General features: G+C 64.4%; 14 protein-coding genes. 3 read left to right on the top strand and 11 right to left on the bottom strand.

From position 1 onward, the window contains the following. Positions 1 to 31: 31 nt before the first annotated feature. The 4 genes from R1T45_RS04615 to R1T45_RS04600 form a co-directional block, all read right to left on the bottom strand. Positions 32 to 2,848 (bottom strand): molybdopterin oxidoreductase family protein, encoded by a 2,817-nt coding sequence (locus tag R1T45_RS04615; RefSeq protein WP_317390239.1) that lies wholly within the window; start codon positions 2,846 to 2,848, stop codon positions 32 to 34. Beyond that, the gene (locus R1T45_RS04610; protein WP_317390238.1) at positions 2,845 to 3,945 is read right to left on the bottom strand and encodes an acetate/propionate family kinase; all 1,101 of its coding nucleotides are present in this window, start codon (positions 3,943 to 3,945) and stop codon (positions 2,845 to 2,847) included. The genes R1T45_RS04615 and R1T45_RS04610 overlap by 4 nt, the downstream gene beginning before the upstream one ends. Before the next feature lie 3 nt (positions 3,946 to 3,948). Continuing rightward, complete coding sequence (xsc, locus tag R1T45_RS04605; protein WP_132443835.1) at positions 3,949 to 5,724, bottom strand: sulfoacetaldehyde acetyltransferase; 1,776 nt, start codon at positions 5,722 to 5,724, stop codon at positions 3,949 to 3,951. A 96-nt stretch (positions 5,725 to 5,820) separates the two neighbouring features. After that, positions 5,821 to 7,284 (bottom strand): PLP-dependent aminotransferase family protein, encoded by a 1,464-nt coding sequence (locus R1T45_RS04600; protein ID WP_132443834.1) that lies wholly within the window; start codon positions 7,282 to 7,284, stop codon positions 5,821 to 5,823. Between the two features lie 117 nt (positions 7,285 to 7,401). Between R1T45_RS04600 and R1T45_RS04595 the strand changes: the two genes are divergently transcribed. Beyond that, the gene (locus R1T45_RS04595) at positions 7,402 to 8,292 is read left to right on the top strand and encodes a BadF/BadG/BcrA/BcrD ATPase family protein (protein WP_132443833.1); all 891 of its coding nucleotides are present in this window, start codon (positions 7,402 to 7,404) and stop codon (positions 8,290 to 8,292) included. Beyond that, positions 8,289 to 9,419 carry an N-acetylglucosamine-6-phosphate deacetylase gene (gene nagA / locus R1T45_RS04590; RefSeq protein ID WP_317390237.1) on the top strand — a complete coding sequence of 377 codons (1,131 nt, stop codon included), beginning with the start codon at positions 8,289 to 8,291 and terminating at the stop codon, positions 9,417 to 9,419. Before R1T45_RS04595 ends, nagA begins: the two co-directional genes overlap by 4 nt. On the opposite strand, the gene R1T45_RS04585 is transcribed toward nagA, so the two are convergent. From R1T45_RS04585 to R1T45_RS04570, 4 genes are all read right to left on the bottom strand, one after another. Next, a complete protein-coding gene (locus R1T45_RS04585; protein WP_317390236.1) occupies positions 9,416 to 10,177 on the bottom strand; it encodes a sulfite exporter TauE/SafE family protein in 762 nt (253 codons plus the stop codon). The genes nagA and R1T45_RS04585 overlap by 4 nt on opposite strands. A 141-nt stretch (positions 10,178 to 10,318) precedes the next feature. Further along, the gene (locus R1T45_RS04580; protein WP_067631066.1) at positions 10,319 to 10,582 is read right to left on the bottom strand and encodes a glycine zipper 2TM domain-containing protein; all 264 of its coding nucleotides are present in this window, start codon (positions 10,580 to 10,582) and stop codon (positions 10,319 to 10,321) included. A 206-nt stretch (positions 10,583 to 10,788) separates the two neighbouring features. Next, a complete protein-coding gene (locus R1T45_RS04575; protein ID WP_132443830.1) occupies positions 10,789 to 12,186 on the bottom strand; it encodes an aspartate aminotransferase family protein in 1,398 nt (465 codons plus the stop codon). A 230-nt stretch (positions 12,187 to 12,416) separates the two neighbouring features. Then, complete coding sequence (locus R1T45_RS04570; protein WP_132443829.1) at positions 12,417 to 14,510, bottom strand: DEAD/DEAH box helicase; 2,094 nt, start codon at positions 14,508 to 14,510, stop codon at positions 12,417 to 12,419. 290 nt (positions 14,511 to 14,800) lie between these two features. Between R1T45_RS04570 and selD the strand changes: the two genes are divergently transcribed. After that, positions 14,801 to 16,972, top strand: a complete 2,172-nt coding sequence (gene selD / locus R1T45_RS04565; protein ID WP_411041355.1) for a selenide, water dikinase SelD — start codon at positions 14,801 to 14,803, stop codon at positions 16,970 to 16,972. Here selD and mnmH read toward each other — a convergent pair. The 3 genes from mnmH to R1T45_RS04550 form a co-directional block, all read right to left on the bottom strand. Next, on the bottom strand, positions 16,956 to 18,011 hold the full coding sequence (mnmH, locus tag R1T45_RS04560) for a tRNA 2-selenouridine(34) synthase MnmH (RefSeq protein WP_317390235.1): 1,056 nt from the start codon (positions 18,009 to 18,011) through the stop codon (positions 16,956 to 16,958). The genes selD and mnmH overlap by 17 nt on opposite strands. 53 nt (positions 18,012 to 18,064) lie before the next feature. After that, entirely contained in the window at positions 18,065 to 18,415 is a 351-nt protein-coding gene (locus R1T45_RS04555) for a RidA family protein (protein WP_067627636.1), read from the bottom strand. A gap of 71 nt (positions 18,416 to 18,486) precedes the next feature. After that, positions 18,487 to 18,903, bottom strand: coding sequence for a rhodanese-like domain-containing protein (locus tag R1T45_RS04550; RefSeq protein WP_120351984.1), 417 nt, complete (start codon positions 18,901 to 18,903; stop codon positions 18,487 to 18,489). Between the last annotated feature and the right edge of the window lies 1 nt (position 18,904).

The following is an 18,904-nucleotide window of genomic DNA, read 5'->3' as shown; positions in this document are numbered from 1 at the left end:
GTCTTGAGCGGTGCGGCGCGGAGGGAGGCGGTCATTTGCCCACCTTCCACGCGATGTCGCGCGGCGCGGGCGGGACTGGGGAGCATTGCGGCGGAATTTCCGGCTGCGCCTCGGCAGGGGCGTCGGTCTTTTCGATATGCACTTTAAGGTCGAACCACGCGGCCTGTCCGGTGATCGGGTCGGAGTTCGACCACCGCAAACCGTCGCCTTTGGGTGGCAGCAATTCGTGAATCAGGTGGTTTAGCAAGAAGCCCTTGGTCGCCTCGGGCGCGTCGCGGTCCAGCGCCCATGCGCCTTTGCGTTTGCCGATGGCGTTCCATGTCCAGACCGTTTTGGGGTTCAGGGCCGCCATCTCCATCACCGGCACCGTGATCCCTCCGTGCGGAGAGGTCACGTGCGCCCAGTCGCCGTCTTGCAGCCCCTTTGCGCGCATGATCGCCGTGGGCAGGTAGAGCGGATTGTGCCCGTGCAACTGGCGCAGCCAAGCGTTCTGACTGCCCCATGAATGGTACATCGCCATGGGCCGTTGGGTGAGGGCGTGGACATCATAGCCCTGCGTGCCTTCAGGATCGCTTTCATACCAGATTGGCAGGGGCGACATGGTCTGCTTAATCTGGTCGCGCAGATGGTCAGGGGGCTGGCGGTCGCCGTGGCCTTCGGCGGCAAGCTGAAAGCGGCGCAGCGGCTCGACATAGAGCGAAAACAGATAGGGCTGCGGCGCGTCATAGATGCCCATGCCGACGGCCCAATCCTGATAGGCGGCGTTCCACGGCTTGTAGTAATTCGCGCCCTCGGGGATGTGATTGACGAAGAAACCGCCGTTTTCGATATAGCGGTCGATCTGCTTGGGGTTCGGCGCCCCGCGCCCCGCGTCTTTGCCATTCTCACCGCGGAACCCGGCCAGCGGGCCGATGCCCGGACGGCGTTCGTGGCTGGTGATGTAGTCGGCATAGTCTTTGTATTTCTGGGTGCCATCCTCGTTCACGAACCCCGGCAGGCCAAGCTTTGTCCCCAGATCGCAGAGCGCGGATTGAAAGCCGCGCACGTCGCGGTTGGGCTCCACCACGGGCCAACGGATCGCATCGGCGGCGGCGTCGGCCTCGCTGATCGGGCGGTCGAGCAGTGAGATACAGTCGTGCCGTTCAAGGTACGTCGTGTCGGGCAGGATCAGGTCCGCATAGGCCACCATCTCGGAGGAATAGGCATCGGAGTAGATGATCCGAGGGATGACGTATTCGCCATTCTCGTCGGTGTCGGTCAGCATCTCCATCACCCCGCCGGGGTTCATCGAAGAGTTCCACGACATATTAGCCATATAGAGAAACAGCGTGTCGATCTTATAGGGATCGCCCGCGTGGGCGTTAGAGATCACCATATGCATCAGCCCATGGGCCGACATCGGGTTTTCCCATGTGAACGCCTTGTCGATCCGCGCGGGGCTGCCATCAGCGCGTAGCGCCAGATCGTCGGGGCCTTGCACGAAACCCAGATGCGGCCCGTCGAGCGGCGCATCGGGGGTGGCTTTGCAATGCGGTTTGGGATGCGCGGTGGCAGGCTTGGGGTAGGGCGGTTTAAAGCGGAAACCGCCCGGCACTTCGACGGTGCCAAGGATGATCTGCAGCACATGCAGCGCCCGGCAGGTTTGAAACCCATTGGCATGGGCCGAGATGCCGCGCATGGCGTGGAAGGAGACCGGGCGGCCCGTCATCGTCTTGTGATGCTCGCCCCGGAAGTCGGTCCATGCGTGGTCAAGCTCGAACGCTTCGTCAAAGGCGACGCGGGCCAGTTCGGCGGCGATGGCGCGGATGCGCGGCGCGGGGATGCCACAACGCTCGGCCACGGCTTCGGGGGTATAGTCCTCACCAAGGTATTGCTCGGCCATCTGGTGAAAGACCGGGCGGTGGGTAATACCTGCCGTTCGGTAGGTGGCGGCAAGGTCGGGGCGCACGCCGGGCTGGTCAAAGGGGGTCAGCTTGCCGGTCTTGCGGTCGACCACCAGCGCCTTGCCGTCCGCGTTGCGCAGTTGCAGGCCATACTCCGGCGACTTCGGGTCGCTGTTTAGCAGCACTGGGGCGTCAGTGTAGCGGGCGAGGTAATCCAGATCGATGCGCCCGGCCTTCATCAGGCAGTGGATCAACGACAGGATGAACAGCCCATCGGTGCCCGGCGTGATGCCGACCCAATCGTCGGCAATGGCGTTATATCCGGTGCGGATCGGGTTCACCCCGATGACCCGCGCGCCACGTTTCTTCAGCTTGCCCAGCCCCATCTTGATCGGGTTGCTGTCATGGTCCTCGGCCACACCAAACAGCATGAACAGCTTGGTGTGGTCCCAATCGGGCTGGCCGAATTCCCAAAACGCACCGCCCATCGTGTAAATGCCCGCGGTGGCCATGTTGACCGAGCAGAAACCGCCATGGGCCGCGTAGTTCGGCGTGCCGAAGGATTGCGCCCAAAGCGAGGTGAAGCTCTGCGACTGGTCGCGCCCGGTGAAGAACGCGAGCTTTTCGGGCGCTTCGCGGCGCAGCGGCTCCAGCCAGTCGGTGGCGATCTGCAGCGCCTCGTTCCAGCTGATGCTCTCAAACTCGCCGGATCCGCGCGGGCCGACCCGTTTCATCGGGTTGCGCAACCGTGCGGGGGAGTTGTGTTGCATGATCCCCGCAGAGCCTTTGGCGCAGAGCACACCTTGGTTCACCGGGTGATCGCGGTTGCCTTCGATATAGGCGACCTTGCCCTTCTTCATATGCACGTTGATGCCGCAGCGACAGGCGCACATGTAGCAGGTGGTCTTGCGAACCTCGTCCGAGACCTTGGGCGACAGATCAAGCGGCGGCTGGGAGTGCGTCATGAGAGGGCGGGGTCTTTCAGCAGGGCGCGCGTTTGGCGCGCGATATGTTTCTCTTCGGCGGCGGGGATGACCCAAGAGGGAATATTTCCCGCCCAGCGAAGGTTTGCAAGAACCTTTTCCCTCACCTCGGAATCGTTTTCGCCGATACCCCCGGTGAAGGCTATGCCGTCGATCCCGCCCATGGCAGCGATCATCGACCCCGCCTGCCGGGTGATCCAGTAGCAAAAATGGTCACGGGCGAAGCGGGCGGCGTCGCTGTCTGTTTCCGCCAATTGCCGCATGTCGGCAGTGAGGCCCGAAAGCCCCAGCAATCCGCTTTCGTGATGCAGCAGTGTCTGCGCCTCTTCCAACCCCATGTCGCGCACCAGATGCACCACCGCACCCGCGTCAATCTCGCCCGCGCGGGTGCCCATGGTCAGCCCGCTGAGGGGCGAAAACCCCATGGTGGTGGCGACCGATTGCCCCTCGTGGATGGCGCAGAGCGATGCGCCATTGCCCAAATGCAGCGCCAGCAGGCGGCGGGGGAGGTCTGCGCCAGTGGTCTCGCGAAAGTTCGCGACGAGGCTTTCATAGCTGATGCCGTGAAACCCATAGCGGCGCAGGGCAGCCGTTTCGGCCCGTTCGGGCAGGGCATAGCGGCGGGCGACATCGGGGTTGGTCCGGTGAAAGCCGGTATCAAAGGCGGCGACCTGCGGCAGGTCGGGCATGAGACTGGCCAGCGCGTCGATGGCCCCGAGGTGGTGCGGATTGTGCAACGGCGCAAGCGGCGCGGCGGCGGCGATGGCGGCCCGCACTTTCGGGCTGATCACACAGGTCTGAGCCAAATCCGGCCCGCCATGCACGATACGGTGCGCGGCGGCAGTGAGATCGCCGGTATCGATACCTTCCCCGCGCAGCGCCTCTAGCAGCGCGCGAAAGGCCGTCTGGTGATCCGGCAAGGCGCGCGGCTGCGCTGGTGCAGAGTTGACCCGAAGCGCGCCGGTCTGGCCGATGCCCTGCGCCTCGATCCGCAGACGCTCGGTCAACCCGCCGTCAAAGACTGCCGCCTTGATAGACGACGATCCCGCGTTGACGACAAGCACCAGCGCTTGGGTCACGCCTCAGACCTGTTGCGGGCGCATGTCATCCCGGCTGATCCCGGCGACGGAAACGGGTTTCTTCATCGCGTCGCGGCGGAACGGCTCGCCCAGCTCTTGGTTCAGCAGCACCTCGATGAAGGTCGTCTTGCCCTCGTCCATCTGCGCCTTGACCGCGCGGTCCAGCGCGTCGGTCAGCTCATCCATCGATGACACCTGCACGCCCTCGACGCCACAGGCCTTGGCCACCGCGGCATAGCTCACGTCCTGCGCCAATTCGGTGCCGACGAAGTTGTCATCGAACCACAGCGTCGTGTTCCGTTTCTCCGCGCCCCACTGGTAGTTGCGAAAGATCACCATGGTCACGGCAGGCCAGTCGTCGCGGCTGACGCTGACCATCTCGTTCATCGAAATGCCAAAAGCGCCATCCCCGGCAAAGCCCACCACAGGCACATCCGGGCAGGCAATCTTGGCCCCGCAGATCGCCGGGAAACCGTAGCCGCAGGGGCCAAAGAGACCGGGGGCGAGGTATTTGCGGCCTGCCTCAAATGTCGGATAGGCATTGCCGATGGCGCAGTTGTTGCCGATGTCGGAGCTGATGATCGCCTCTTTCGGCAGGGTTTTCTGGATCGCGCGCCATGCCATGCGGGGGGACATCTTTTCCGGTTCGCGGTCGCGGGCACGCTCGTTCCATGTGGTGCCGGGATCGTCGTCCTCGTGATCCATCGAGGTCAGTTCCTGCGCCCAAGCGGATTTGGTCTGGGCGATCAGGTTGCGCCGTTCCTCGCGGCCCGCGTCGCCCGCGCTGTCGCTCAGCCCGTCAAGGATCGTGCGGGCCACCTTGCCCGCGTCGCCGACGATGCCGACGCTGACCTTCTTAGTCAGGCCGATGCGGTCGGGGTTGATATCGACCTGAATGATTTTGGCGTCTTTGGGCCAATAGTCGATGCCGTAGCCCGGCAGGGTTGAAAAGGGGTTAAGCCGCGTGCCAAGCGCCAGCACCACATCGGCCTTGGCGATCAGTTCCATCGCCGCTTTCGAGCCGTTGTAGCCCAGCGGCCCGACCGACAGCGGGTGCGAGCCGGGGAAGGCGTCATTGTGCTGGTAGCCGCAACAGACAGGCGCATCGAGCCGTTCGGCCAGTTTGCGCGCGTCGTCGATCGCGCCGCCGATGACCACACCCGCGCCATTCAAGATCACCGGGAATTTCGCGTTTGAAAGCAGTTCTGCCGCCTCGGCGATGGCGGTCTCTCCGCCGGAGGGGCGCTCGAACTCGACGATGGCGGGCAGGTCGATGTCGATCACTTGGGTCCAGAAATCGCGGGGGATGTTGATCTGCGCAGGGGCGGAGTGGCGTTTGGCTTGCAGGATCACGCGGTTCAGTGTCTCGGCGATGCGGGTCGGGTCGCGCACTTCTTCTTGATAGGCGACCATGTCGCGGAAGAGGGCCATCTGCTCGACCTCCTGAAAGCCGCCCTGACCGATGGTCTTGTTGGCGGCCTGCGGGGTCACCAGCAGCAGCGGCGTGTGGTTCCAATAGGCGGTTTTCACCGGCGTCACGAAGTTGGTAATCCCCGGCCCGTTTTGCGCCACCATCATCGACATCCGCCCCGACGCGCGGGTGAACCCATCGGCCATCATGCCAGAGTTACACTCATGCGCGCCGTCGTAAAAGGTGATCCCGGCGGCGGGGAACAGGTCGGAGATCGGCATCATGGCCGAGCCGATAATGCCAAAGGCCGTGTCGATCCCATGCATCTGAAGGGTTTTGACGAAGGCTTCTTCGGTGGTCATTTTCATGGGGCGATCCTTTGGGCGTGGGGCAAAGCTTGGGGCAAATTACGGGCAGGCGCGGGGCGGGGTTAGGGCCAGAATTGGCCTAGCCCTAGGGCCAGATTAGCGCAGGCGGTCGATCTCTTCGGCGATCAGGCCAACCCCTTCGCCGATCCGTGCCGCGGGGATGGAGGAATAGGCCAGCCGGTAGTAATTCGTGGCCCTCTCTTCGCCCGCGAAAAAGGCGTGGCCGGGTTCAACCAGAACGTCCCGCGCGCGCAGGTTTTCGGCCAGTTGCGCGGTATCGACGCTTTCGGGCGCGCGCATCCAGAAGGACGATCCGCCATAGGCACCCCGGCCGGAGACGCGCAGGCCGTGCGTCTCAAGCGCCTCTTCCATGACGCGGCGACGCTCATGCAAGGCCAGCCCCATGCGACGGATCTGGGCGTCGTAATGGCCCAGAGACAGGAAATAAGCGGCAGTGCGCTGGATATGCCCCGGCGGGTGGCGCAGGACCGAGGCGCGCAGCGCGCGGGCCTCACGGATGAACGGCTCAGACCCCACCAGATACCCCAGCCGCAGCCCCGGAAAGAGCGACTTGGAGAAGCTGCCGACATAGATCACCCGCCCCTCATCATCGAGCGACTTGAGCGCGGGCGAGGCGGGTTTGAGAAAGGACATCTCGAACTCATAGTCATCCTCGACGATCAGCGCCTCAAGCGCGCGGGCGCGGGCCAAAAGCGCACGGCGGCGATCCATCGGCATGGTCGCATTCGTCGGGCATTGGTGGCTGGGCGTGGTGAAAATCACATCCGTATCGGGGGGGATCGCCTCAGGCGGGAGGCCGTCTTGATCAACGCGCACCGGGGTGATGTGGCAGCGGGACTGGCTCAGGATGCCGCTGAGCGCCGGATAGCACGGGTCTTCCAAAACGGCGCGGCGGCGTTGGGTCAGCAGCACCTGCGCTGTCAGCCAAAGCGCGTTCTGCGCGCCGAGGGTGATGAGGATCTGCTCGGGCCGGGCCGAGACGCCGCGCCGGGGCAGGATATGGCGGGCAATGAACTCGATCAGTTGCGGGTCGTCTTGGTCGTAGTAATCGGTCGTCATCGAGGTGAAGTCGCGTTGGCCCAAGGCTTGCAGCGCGCAGAGCCGCCAGTTGGCGTGGTCGAACAGCGTCGGGTCGGCTTGGCCGTAGATGAAAGGGTAGCGGTAGCTGGCCCAGTCCTGCGGTTTGGCGGCCAGCCCATTGGCGCTGAAGCGTTGGCCGATGGCGCGGGTCCAGTCGATGGCGTCATCGGCTTCGGCTTTGGGGGCAAAGGCTGGGGGCGCGGGGGCGTTGTCGGAAACGAAATACCCCGACCGCCCGCGCGAGGTGAGGTAGTCATTCGCCAAAAGTTCAGTATAGGCGATGGTGACCGTGATCCGGCTGACCCCAAGATGCGCCGCGAGCTTGCGGGTGGAGGGCAGCTTCTCACCCCGCTGGAACCGACCCGAGAGGATGCCTTGGGCGATCATCTGTTGGATCTGCTGTTGCAGGGTGCCTTGCGCATCGGGGCGCAGGAAAAAGGTTTCGACGGGCAGGGCCATGGGGCGAAGGTTAGGCTGGCCTTAGGGGGAGTTCAATCTGGCATTACCGCCTGTCGAATTTACTTCGGCGCGTTGCCCGCACTTCCGTTCACCCGGCACCTCGCCTAAAAGTGTCGCATGAGCATCTCCGCCCCTCTTTTGATCGCCGTTGACGGCGGTGGCACCGGTTGCCGCGCCGCCATTGGCACGCAGCGTGATGGCATTCTTGGCCGTGCAACAGGGGGGCGCGCCAATATCGGCAATGACCCGGACAGAGCGCTCGCAAACCTGCGCGGCGCGGTGGAAGCGGCAGCGGCCGAGGCGGGGCTGCCCCTCACGGCACTTAAGGACGCCACGGCGTTCATCGGGCTCGCGGGAATGAACGTCGCGCGGGACGAAGCGCGGCTGCGCGCGGCGCTGCCCTATGCCCGGATCCACGCCGACGATGACCGCCCCGCCTGCGTGGTCGGCGCGCTTGGCGAAGGCGTGGCGGGCTGGCTGCTGGCCATCGGCACGGGTACGATTGTGGCCGCGACCGACGGCACGGCGTATCGCTATGTCGGTAGCTGGGGGTTTCATCTGGCCGACCAAGGATCAGGCGCATGGCTGGGGCGGGGCGCGTTGGATTTTGCGTTGCAATGCCATGACCGTGTGCTGCCGCACAGCGACCTGACCCGCGCTTTGTTGGCGGATTTCGGCGATGATCCAGAGGCTCTCGTTTCCTTCAGCCTGACGGCGCAGCCCGGAGACTATGCGGCATTCGCGCCCAAGGTCATCGCGGCTGCCGAGGCTGGGGACCGCCACGCGCAGGCACTGATGCAAGAGGGGGCGGCCTACTACCTCCGCGCGTTGAAGGCGCTGGATTTCGCGCCCGGCGACCCGCTCTGCCTGCTGGGCGGGATTGGCCCGCATTACGCGCGTTACCTGCCAGAAGACCATCTGTCGGGGCTGATCGCGGCGCGCGGCACGGCGCTTGATGGGGCGTTTCATCTGGTCTGCAAGGCCGCAGCGGAAGAGGTTTTGCCATGAGCGAGATCGCGAGGGTTTTCACCGGGGCGGATATTCACGATGGAAAGCATCTGCACCACGGCAAGGTGCTGGCGCAGATGCAAGACGGCAGCCGCCGCATCCTTGCCTTTGAAGATGTGCCGCAGGGCATGCCGACAGAGCGGCTGCAGGCGGGGGTGCTCTGCCCCGGTTTCGTCGATCTTCAGGTCAATGGCGGCGGCGGGGTGATGTTCAACGACAGCCCCGATGTGGCCACCCTGCGGCGCATGGCCAAGGCGCACCGCAGCACGGGTGTCGCGGCGCTTTTGCCCACCTTGATCACCGACACGCCCGATAAAACCGAAGCGGCGATTGAGGCTGTCGCGGCTGCTATCGCCGAGGGGGTGCCGGGCATTATCGGGCTGCATCTGGAAGGCCCGCATCTGGCGCTATCGCGCAAGGGCGCGCATGACGGGGCGTTGATCCGCCCGATGGAGGCGGCGGATCTTGCCCTGATCCTGCGCGCCGCTGTGCTGCTGCCGAACCTTATGGTGACGGTCGCGCCGGAAAACACCAGCGCCGCGCAGATCGCCGCGATGGCCGAGGCCGGGGTCATCGTCTCGCTTGGCCATAGCGACGCGGATTACGAGACCTCTATGGCTGCTTTTGATGCGGGTGCCACTTGCGTCACGCATCTATTCAACGCGATGAGCCAGATGGGCAACCGCGCGCCGGGATTGGTCGGGGCGGCGCTGGCGCGAGATGGGGTTCACGCGGGGCTGATTGCCGATGGCATCCATGTGCATCCCGCCAGCATGCGCAACGCGCTGGCGGCCAAGGGGGAGGGGATTTTCCTCGTCAGTGATGCCATGGCGACGGCGGGCTCTGATATCGCGGGCTTCACGCTCAACGGGCGCGAGGTTTATCGCGCGGAGGGGCGGTTGACCTTGGCGGATGGTACCCTGGCGGGGGCGCACCTAGCGTTGGGCCGCGCGGTCCGCACGCTGATCCATGCGGTGGGAGAGCCGTTGGAGACCGCTTTGGCGCGGGCGATTTCGGGGCCGCTGGCACTGTTGCGCGATGACATGGGTCTGGGCCGGATCGAAAGCGCGGGCCAACCTTTGCTGCTGTTCGACCCCGAAAGCGGTGCGGTGGACCTGCTCGCCTAGCCTGCGACAAGCCGCCAGAAGAACACCGCGCTCATCCCAAAACCGATGGCGGCGATCAGCCCGCGCACGGTCTGTTTCGGCAAGGCCCGCGCCAGCGGCGCCCCGGCATAGCCCCCCGCCGTGGCGGCCAGCATCATCATCAACGCCTGCGGCCATGCGACCAGCCCGGCCAAGGCAAAGACCGCCACGGAAATCGATGAGAGCACGAAGCTCAGCCCGTTCTTGAGCCCGTTCATCCCGTGCAGGTCGGTCATCCCCCAAAGCGCGAAGAGGGCCAGCAGAACGATACCCAAGCCCCCGTTGAAATAGCCGCCATAGACGCTGACCGCGAACAGGCCGAGCGCGCCTTCGGGTGTGACGGCGCGGGCATGGGACGCGGCAAAAGCGCGAATGCGGTCGCCCAGCAGGAAGGCCAGCGTCGCCGCGAGGAGCAAGAAGGGCACGACAACCGAAAAGGCCGCGTTGGACGAGACCAGCAGCAGGCCCGAGCCAACCACACCGCCCGCCAGCGTGATGAGGCTAAGCCGCAGCAACCGCTTGCGGTCAAAACCGCCCAATTCATCGCGAAAGCCGAAAGCCCCGGCAAGGTAGCCGGGAAACACCGCCACGGCACTGGTGGCATTGGCCGCCACAGGCGGCATCCCGGTAAAGACCAGCGCCGGAAAGGTCAGAAAGGTGCCGCCCCCGGCGATGGTGTTCAACACGCCCGCGCCAAAGGCCGCGATCAGCAAGATCGCGATATCGCTTAATGTGGTCATTGTCCCTCCCCACGCCATGCGGCGCTTGGAACCCTGTTAGGATCAAATCACGGCGATGCCAAGATGGGGGGGCAGGCACGAAAAAGGGCTCCGACCGATGGTCGAAGCCCCAATAGCGCGAAATCGCGCGATGTCAGCCGTTTATGGGCAAGCTGCGACGTAGCGCTGGCCGTTGGAGTTCTGGTACACACATTTGCCGGACTGAGTCTGGCCAATGTAGTTGCCAGCCGCCGCACCAGCGAGACCGCCGATGATTGCGCCTTGAACCTTGTCGTCACCGCCTGAAACAGCAGCACCTGTGGCTGCGCCGAGGGCTGCACCTGTCAGGGCGCCTTGGCTGGGCGTGGTGCCGTTACAAGCGGCAAGAGTGGCGACCAGCGGAACGGCGATAAGGAATTTCTTCATGTCTTTCTCCCAAGTTACTCATTTGCCAACGCGGGGGGGTTGGAAGAGGTTCCCGCGAAAGCGATGGATGTTAAGAAAAATTTTCAACGCGGGTGTGCGCGGCAATTTTCCATCTGTTGTCATGTTCGGGCAAGACAGAGGTTTAGATAGACGAAGGCGGCACCGGGTCAACCGATGCCGCCTGTCGCAGGCTTGAAAGCGCGGTTTTACGCCGAAGCGAAAACTCGGCCCAATGCGCCATCCACCGCGGTGATGATCTCATCAATATCATCGCGTGAGGCGATCAGGGCGGGCGAGAAACACAGCGTGTTGTTCTTGCCGGGCAGGGAGCGGTTGGTGGCCCCGATGATCACCCCTTGGGCCATGCAGTCCCCGACGACGGCCTGAATACGCTTTTCCTCGACGGGGTCGCGGCTGTCGCGGTCAGTGACCAGTTCGGCGCCCAAGAACAGCCCCTTGCCGCGCACATCGCCGATCACCTTATGTTTGTCGGCCAGCGCATGAAGCTGCTCCAGCATGTAGTGGCCCATGTTGGTGGTATTCTCCAACAGGTTCTCGCGTTCGATGATGTTCATATTCTCGATGCCCGCGGTCGGCCCCGCGGTGCAGCCACCAAAGGTCGAGATGTCGCGGAAGTAGTTCAGCGGATCGCTGGCATCGTCCTTGAACATGTCAAACACGGCATCGGTCGTGACCAGACAGGCGATGGCGGCATAGCCTGAGGCGACGCCCTTGGCCATGGTCACCATGTCTGGCTGGATGCCGTAGTGCTGATAGCCGAACCAAGTCCCGGTGCGGCCCACGCCGCAGACGACCTCATCGATATGCAGCAGGATGTCGTATTTGCGGCAAATCTCTTGCACCCGCTCCCAATAGCCCTCGGGCGGGCAGATCACGCCGCCGCCTGCGGTCACCGGCTCTAGGCAAAGCGCGCCGACGGTTTCGGGGCCTTCGGCGAGGATCACCTTTTCGATCTGGTCCGCCGCCCAGGTGCCGTAGTTTTCCTGCGGCGCACCGTCCTGTTCGAAGCTGCGATATTCCAGACAATGCGGCACGCGCACGAAACCCGGCGCGAAGGGGCCGTATTGTGCGTTGCGCTCGTCTTGGCCACCTGCCGAGAGGCAGCCAATGGTGGTGCCGTGGTAATCGCGGTCGCGGTAGAGGATCTTGTGCTTCTTGCCGCCATAGCGTTTGTGCGCAATCTGGCGCACCATTTTGAAGGCTTTCTCATTCGCCTCGGAGCCGGAGTTGCAATAGTAGACGCGGTCTAGTCCCGGCATCTTGTCCAGCAGTTTCTCGGCGAAATGAGAGCCGGGGATCGAGCCGGCGGAACCGGCGAAATAGTTCAGCTTGATCAGTTGGTCGCGCACGGCATTGGCGATGCTTTCGCGGCCATAGCCGACGTTGACCGTCCAGACACCGCCAGACACGGCATCGAGGTGTTCTTTGCCCTTTTGATCCCAGACGCGCATGCCCTTGCCTTCGACAATGATGCGCGGATCGGTGGTTTCATAGGGTTTGTGCTGGCTCAGGTGATGCCAGATATGCGCGCGGTCGGCTTCGACAACGCGGGAGATGTCGTTCTCGTTGAAATTGCCGTCCATGGGGCAAACCTTTCTGTGCGAGTGGGCGAACCCACGAATGAAGCCCGCGCAGAGGCGGGGAATGTGCCTATCACATCACCGCGAAAGTTGCGCCACAAGTAGTGCCAGTTAGGTTTGTTCCTTAAGGCCAGCCGCCGGCGCAGATTTCTTTTAAAGAAATCGGGGCGGACTTTTTTAAAAAGTCCGGGGCCTTAAACGAAAACGCCGGGGTGGTGCCCCGGCGTTCAAGTTTACTTCGATTTCGGGCCGCCCTTGCCGCCCTGCTTGCCGATCTTATTCGGCGGGGTGAAGCGTTTGGACGGGTCGGACGCCCGTTTGTAGGACTTCTCACCGCCCGGCGTGGTGGCCGAGGTTGTCGGCTTGCCCTTGCCTTTGCGCGGTGCATCGCCTGCGGGCTTTTCCTTCTTCCAAACGGCTTTCGCCTTGGGCTTGCCGGTTGTTTCGCCGCCAGACTTAGGCTTGGGCGTCGCACCGGGTTTCATCGGACTGCGCTCGGTCTTGTGCGACTTTGGCGGGCGTTCGCCCTTGGGCGCGCGCGGTTTGTCGAACTTGGCCTTGTCGTATTTCGGCTTGTCGAAAGACGCCGCACCGGGGCCATCCGCCGCTTTGGCGCGGGGTTTGCGCGGGGCGGGGGCGGCATCGGGATCGTAGTTATCACGCGGCGGGCGCGGGCCACGGTCGCGATCACCCTTGTAGCCGCCACCCGGCTTGGGGCCACGGTTGCCGCCGGGTTTCGGACCACGGGCCAGATCGGGGGCTTTGTCGAGCTGCGTCAGCACCGCGCCTTCTTCCAGCTTCATGTCGCCGCCAAGTGCGCTCAGCAGACCGGGAACCGAGGTTTCCAGCACTTCGACAAAGCTATGGCTGCCCTGCACACGGATCGCGCCGATGTCGTCTTTGGTCAGATCACCGCGACGGCAAAGCATCGGCAGCAGCGTGCGCGGCTCGGCCCCGTCGTTGCGGCCGGTCGAGATCGAGAACCAGACCGATTTGCCAAAGGCCGGGCGCGGTTTGTCGTCGCCGGGCGCACCGGGTTCTGCCAGTTCTTCCGGCGCGGATTGGCGCGCGCGGTAGAGGTTGACGAAAGCGGTGGCCAGTTGCTCGGCCGAGAATTGCTCGACCAGATTGGCGACAAACCCTTCGGCATCTTCCGGGATCGGGTCGGACCATGCGGGATCGGCCAGCAGGCGGGCTTCGTCTGCGGCATTCACTTCGGTGGCGGAGGGCGGTGCCGCCCATTCCACTTTCAGCTTCGCGCCGCCGATCAGACGGTTTGCTTTGCTGCGCAGTTTCGCAGGCACGATCAGGGCGGAAACGCCCTTGCGCCCGGCGCGGCCAGTACGGCCCGAGCGGTGCAGCAGCGTGTCGGAGTTGCTGGGCAGATCGGCGTGGATCACCAGTTCAAGGTTTGGCAGGTCGATGCCGCGTGCGGCCACGTCCGTCGCAATACAAACGCGGGCCCGCCCGTCGCGCAGCGCTTGCAGCGCGTTGGTCCGCTCAGACTGCGTCAACTCACCCGACAGCGCCACGACCGAGAAACCCCGGTTGGTGAACCGTGTGGTCAGGCGCGCCACGGCGGCGCGGGTGTTGCAGAACACGATGGCGTTCTTGGCTTCATAGAAGCGCAGCACGTTGATGATTGCGTTTTCAGTGTCACGCGGGTGCACATTCAGCGCGCGGTATTCGATATCGCTGTGCTGTTTGGCTTCGCTCACCGTGGTGATGCGCTGCGCGTCGCGCTGGTAGGATTTCGCCAGTTTGGCAATCGCCGCAGGCACGGTGGCCGAGAACAGCAGCGTGCGGCGCTCTTCGGGGGATTCGGAGAGGATGAACTCAAGGTCTTCGCGGAAGCCGAGGTCGAGCATCTCATCCGCTTCGTCGAGCACCACGGCGCGGATCGCGTCGAGGTTGATGTTGTTGCGCTTGATGTGGTCACACAGACGGCCCGGCGTGGCGACGACGATATGTGCGCCCCGGTCCAGCGCGCGGCGCTCGGTCCGGGTGTCCATGCCGCCGACACAGGTGGTGACCACCGCGCCCGCTTTGCCATAAAGCCACGTCAGTTCGCGGCTGACCTGCATCGCCAATTCGCGTGTGGGCGCGATAATCAGCGCCAGCGGTGCGCCTGCTTGGCCGAAATGGGTATCGTCCCCCAAGAGTGTCGGCGCGATGGCGAGGCCAAAGCCCACCGTCTTGCCCGACCCGGTTTGGGCGGAAACCAGAAGGTCTTGGTCGTTCAGCGCGGGGTCTGTGACGGCCTCCTGTACGGCGGTAAGTGTTTCATAACCCTGTTGGGCAAGGGCATCGGCAATAGTCTGGATCACGAAGGCTGTCCTGTCTTGAACGTTTGTGCGGGGGGCGGGCACGTGGGGTGCTACCAGCCACGGCAAAGGAATCCGACCGTCGGTAGAGGGTCGGGGATGGAATGTACATGGGGGTTTTTGGGCGAATTGTCACCCTTTTTACCTGTTTGGCGGGTTTGGAGGCCCGAATGGGCGGGGAAGTGCCATTTTAGCTCTGGTCCGATCCGCTCACATCTCGGTCAGGCCAATGGCGCGGCCGGGCGGCTTCGGTTAGCTATAACCAAAGCTGAAAGAGAGAGTGAGGCAATCTGGTGCAAAGCGATCTGCCCCTGACGCGAGATCTGGTGCTGGTAGGCGGCGGGCACGCCCATGCGCTGGTGCTGCGCAAATGGGGGATGGACCCGCTGCCCGGTGCGCGGCTAACGGTCATCAACCCCGGCCCCACCGCGCCCTATACCGGCATGCTGCCCGGTCATATCGCCGGGCACTACGGGCGGGATGAATTGGAGATCGACCTGATGCGCCTGTGCCGCCACGCCGGGGCGCGGCTGATCCTTGGGGCGGCGACGGGGATTGACCGCGCGGCCCGCGCGTTCACGGTCGAAGGGCACGGGGCCGTGGCCTATGACGTGGCCTCGATCGACATAGGGATCACGGCCAAGATGGACCTGCCGGGGTTTGCGCAATACGCGGTCGGGGCCAAGCCGCTTGATGTCTATGCCGCGCGCTGGCGTGATTTTCTGGCGGCGGTCAAGGCAGGAGAACAACCGCCCGAAGTGGCGGTGATCGGTGGCGGTGTGGCGGGCTGTGAGCTTGCCATGGCGATGGCCTTTGCTCTGCGTCAGGCGGGTGTGCAGCCTGCCGTGACGGTGGTGGAACATGGGCCAGACCTCTCTGGCATGGCGCCCCGGACCGCGGCGATGCTGCGGCGGCAGATGGCGAATTTGGGGGTGGCCCTTGCGCTTGATGCCAAGGTCACGCGCATCACCGATCGGCAGGTGATCCTGGCGGGTGGCCCGCCGATTTCGGCTGCGCTTTGTGTGGGCGCTGCGGGGGCGGTGCCGCATGGATGGCTCGGGCAAACCGATTTGCCGCTGCACGCCGGGTTTATCCGTGTCGGCGCGGATCTGGGGGTTGTGGATGATGCGGCACTCTTTGCCGTGGGCGATTGCGCGCATATGGAGGCCACGCCGCGCCCAAAGGCCGGGGTTTTTGCCGTGCGGGCAGCGCCGGTGCTGCATGACAACCTGCGCGCGGCGCTAGGCGGCGGGGCTCGGCGGGTGTTCAGGCCGCAGAAACATTACCTCAAGCTGGTCTCGCTCGGGGGGAAATCCGCCGTGGCCGAGCGGAACGGGCTGGCCCTTGGCGGGGCGCTGCTTTGGCAGTGGAAGGACCGCATTGATCGCAAGTTCATGGATCAGCTTGATGACCTGCCCGAAATGAAGGGCAATGCGCTGTCGGTTCCGACGGCCTCGGGCGTGGAGGAGGCGCTGGCGGGCAAGCCGCTTTGTGGCGGTTGCGGCGCAAAGGTGGGCGGCGCGATGCTGGGCGATCTTTTGGCAAAGGTGCAGGGGCCAATCTCCGGCGATGTCGTCACCGGGGCGGGCGATGATGCGGCGGTGCTGCGCCAACCGGGCGGTGGTTTTCAGGTGATGAGCACGGATCACCTGCGCGGCTTCATCGAAGACCCGGCGTTGATGACGCGGATCGCAGCGGTCCACGCCTTGGGCGATGTCTGGGCCATGGGGGCCAAGCCGCAGGTGGCGCTGAGTTCGATCATCATGCCGCGCATGTCGCCCGCATTGCAGGCCCGCACGTTGCGAGAGATCGCGGCGGCCGCGCAAGATGTAATGGCGGCGGCAGGGGCGCAGATTGTCGGCGGCCACACGACCATGGGCGCGGAACTGACCATCGGGTTTACGGTCACCGGCACGCGGGAGGACATGCCCATCGGTGTCGGCGGCGCGCAGCCGGGGGATGTGTTGATGCTGACCCGGCCCATCGGGTCTGGCGTGATCCTTGCCGGGCATATGGCAGGCAGTGCGCCGGGGCGGGTGGTGGCCAAAGCGCTCGGGCTCATGGCGACACCGCAGGCGCGGGAGGCGTCGATTTTGGGTGGTGCCCATGCGATGACGGATGTGACCGGCTTTGGCTTGGCGGGTCATGTGCAGGCGATTTGCCGCGCCTCGGGGCTGGCGGCAGAACTTTGGGGCGCGGCGGTGCCGCTCTATCCCGGCGCGCAGGCGCTGTCGGATCAGGGGGTGGCATCATCGCTGTTGTCGGTCAATCAGGCCGATGCTCCGATAGAGGCCGCAGGCCCGGTGAACCCGCTTTTCCACGACCCCCAGACTGCCGGGGGGCTGCTGGCAGCCTTGCCAAAGGCAGCGGCGGAAGCGGCGCAGGCGCGGTTGGCGGCTGCGGGTCTGACGGGCCATATCATCGGACGGCTGGAGGCCGGTGCCCCCTCTATGCGCCTGACGTAAACCGGGTTTTCAGCGCGGCGGCGGTCTCGGCCAAGGAGGTATCGTCGAGTTTGTCGAGCGTCAGCCGCTCTATCGGCGCGGGATTGCGGCTGGCGGCTTTGGCATAGCGCGGGTCGTAGTGTTGGCCGATCAGCCCTTCGGCAAGCATGGCCCAATCGCCCGCGCGGGCTTGGGTTTGCCATGCCGCGATGGTCTCTGCGCTGTGATAGGGGCGCAGCCTGTCGATGCGGTCATCCAGCAAAGCAGGGTCCGTCGTCAGGTCGTCATAGGCCCGACAGAGAAAATCCGCCCGCGCGGCGAGCGGGGCGGCGATCTCAACCCGCGGAGCTGCGCGCATCGCGGCCCAGAGGGCGGGGGGCAGGGTGATGTTACCGATCTTGCTGCTTTCCGCTTCGACCCAGGTTACCTGCGCCGGGTCGAGCGGCGTGAGGGCTTGGGCCAGACGGGATTCAAACATTTTCTGATGCGGTTGGCCGCCGTCCACCGCGCCAAACAGCGACCCGCGATGTTGTGCCAGCCCTTCGAGGTCAAGCACCTGCGCGCCTGCCTTTGCCAGATGGTGCAGCAGCCGCGTCTTGGCCGTGCCGGTGCCGCCTTCGATCAACATCAGCCGGTGCGGCATGGGCGTGTCGTAGAGCGCCGCGACCACCAACCGCCGATAGCTGCGATAGCCACCGCGCAGCAGTTGCACGCGCCAGCCGACCTGATCAAGGATCGTAGAAAACGCGCCCGACCGCTGCCCGCCGCGCCAGCAATAGACCAGCGGCTGCCAACTGCCGCCTTTGTCTGCCAGTGCCGTTTGCAAATGGTGGCCCGTGTTCTGCGCCACCAGCGCCCCACCGATCTTGCGGGCGTCAAAAGGGCTGACTTGTTTGTAGATGGTGCCGACCTCGGCCCGCTGGGCATCCGACAGCACGGGCAGATTGATCGCGCCGGGCAGATGATCCTCGGCAAACTCCATCGGGGCGCGCACGTCGATGATGGTATCAACGTCGAGCGCGGCGAGGTCCGACAGGGCGGTGAGGGTGCAGGGGGTCATCTGAGGTGTCCGGCAAAGACCCCACGCCCTATGGCAGGGCGCGGGGCGATGGCTCAGGCTTTGGCCGCGATCACCAGCACTTCGACCAGATATTCTGGCGTGGCGAGTTTGGATTCGCCACAGGCGCGGGCGGGGGCGTTGCCTTCGGGCACCCAAGCATCCCAAACGGCGTTCATCGCCGCGAAATCGGCCATGTCGGCCAGCCAGATGGTCGATTGCAGGATGCGGGTCTTGTCGCTGCCGACCTCGGCCAGCAGGGCGTCGACCTTATCAAGGCAATCTTGGGTTTGCTGGGCCACATCCGCACCTGCCGTGCCGACCTGACCGGCAAGGTAGATCACTTCGCCATGCTCGACAATTTGGCTCATGCGGGTGTTGGTGTGATGGCGTTTGATCTCGGTCATTCTGTCTCTCCTTTGACGTTGCAAAACTTGTGGCAGCTTTGCGTGAGAGAGGCCAGATCAAAGCCTGCGGGTCAGGCCTTCTCAGCCTTTCCGCCTGCTTCTGGGCCGCCCTCTTTTGGGCCGCCTGCTTTTTCCCAACCGCCAAAACCGTCCTTTAGGTGCGCCGCGTCAAAGCCCATGTCTTGCAGTGTCGCGACCGAGATGGCCGAGCGCCAGCCCGAGGCGCAGTGAAAGACGAATTTCTTGTCTTGGGCAAAGACCTCTTTGAAGTAGGGGCTGTCGGGGTCGACCCAAAACTCCAACATGCCGCGTGGGCAGTGGAACGCACCGGGGATGAACCCGGTGCGCTCGCGTTCGCGGGGATCGCGCAGGTCGACGAATTGCACGTTTTCGTCGTCCAGCATGGCGATGGCCTCAATGCTGTCGATCTCTTCGATCCGGGCACGGGCCTCAGAGACCATTTGGGCGGCGGTTTTCTTGAGGGCCATC

Source organism: Sulfitobacter sp. LC.270.F.C4 (assembly GCF_032922545.1).
Taxonomy (GTDB): Bacteria; Pseudomonadota; Alphaproteobacteria; order Rhodobacterales; family Rhodobacteraceae; genus Sulfitobacter; species Sulfitobacter profundi.
The sequence above is the reverse complement of the archived record's forward strand: the minus strand, read 5'-3'. Positions and strand labels throughout refer to the sequence as shown.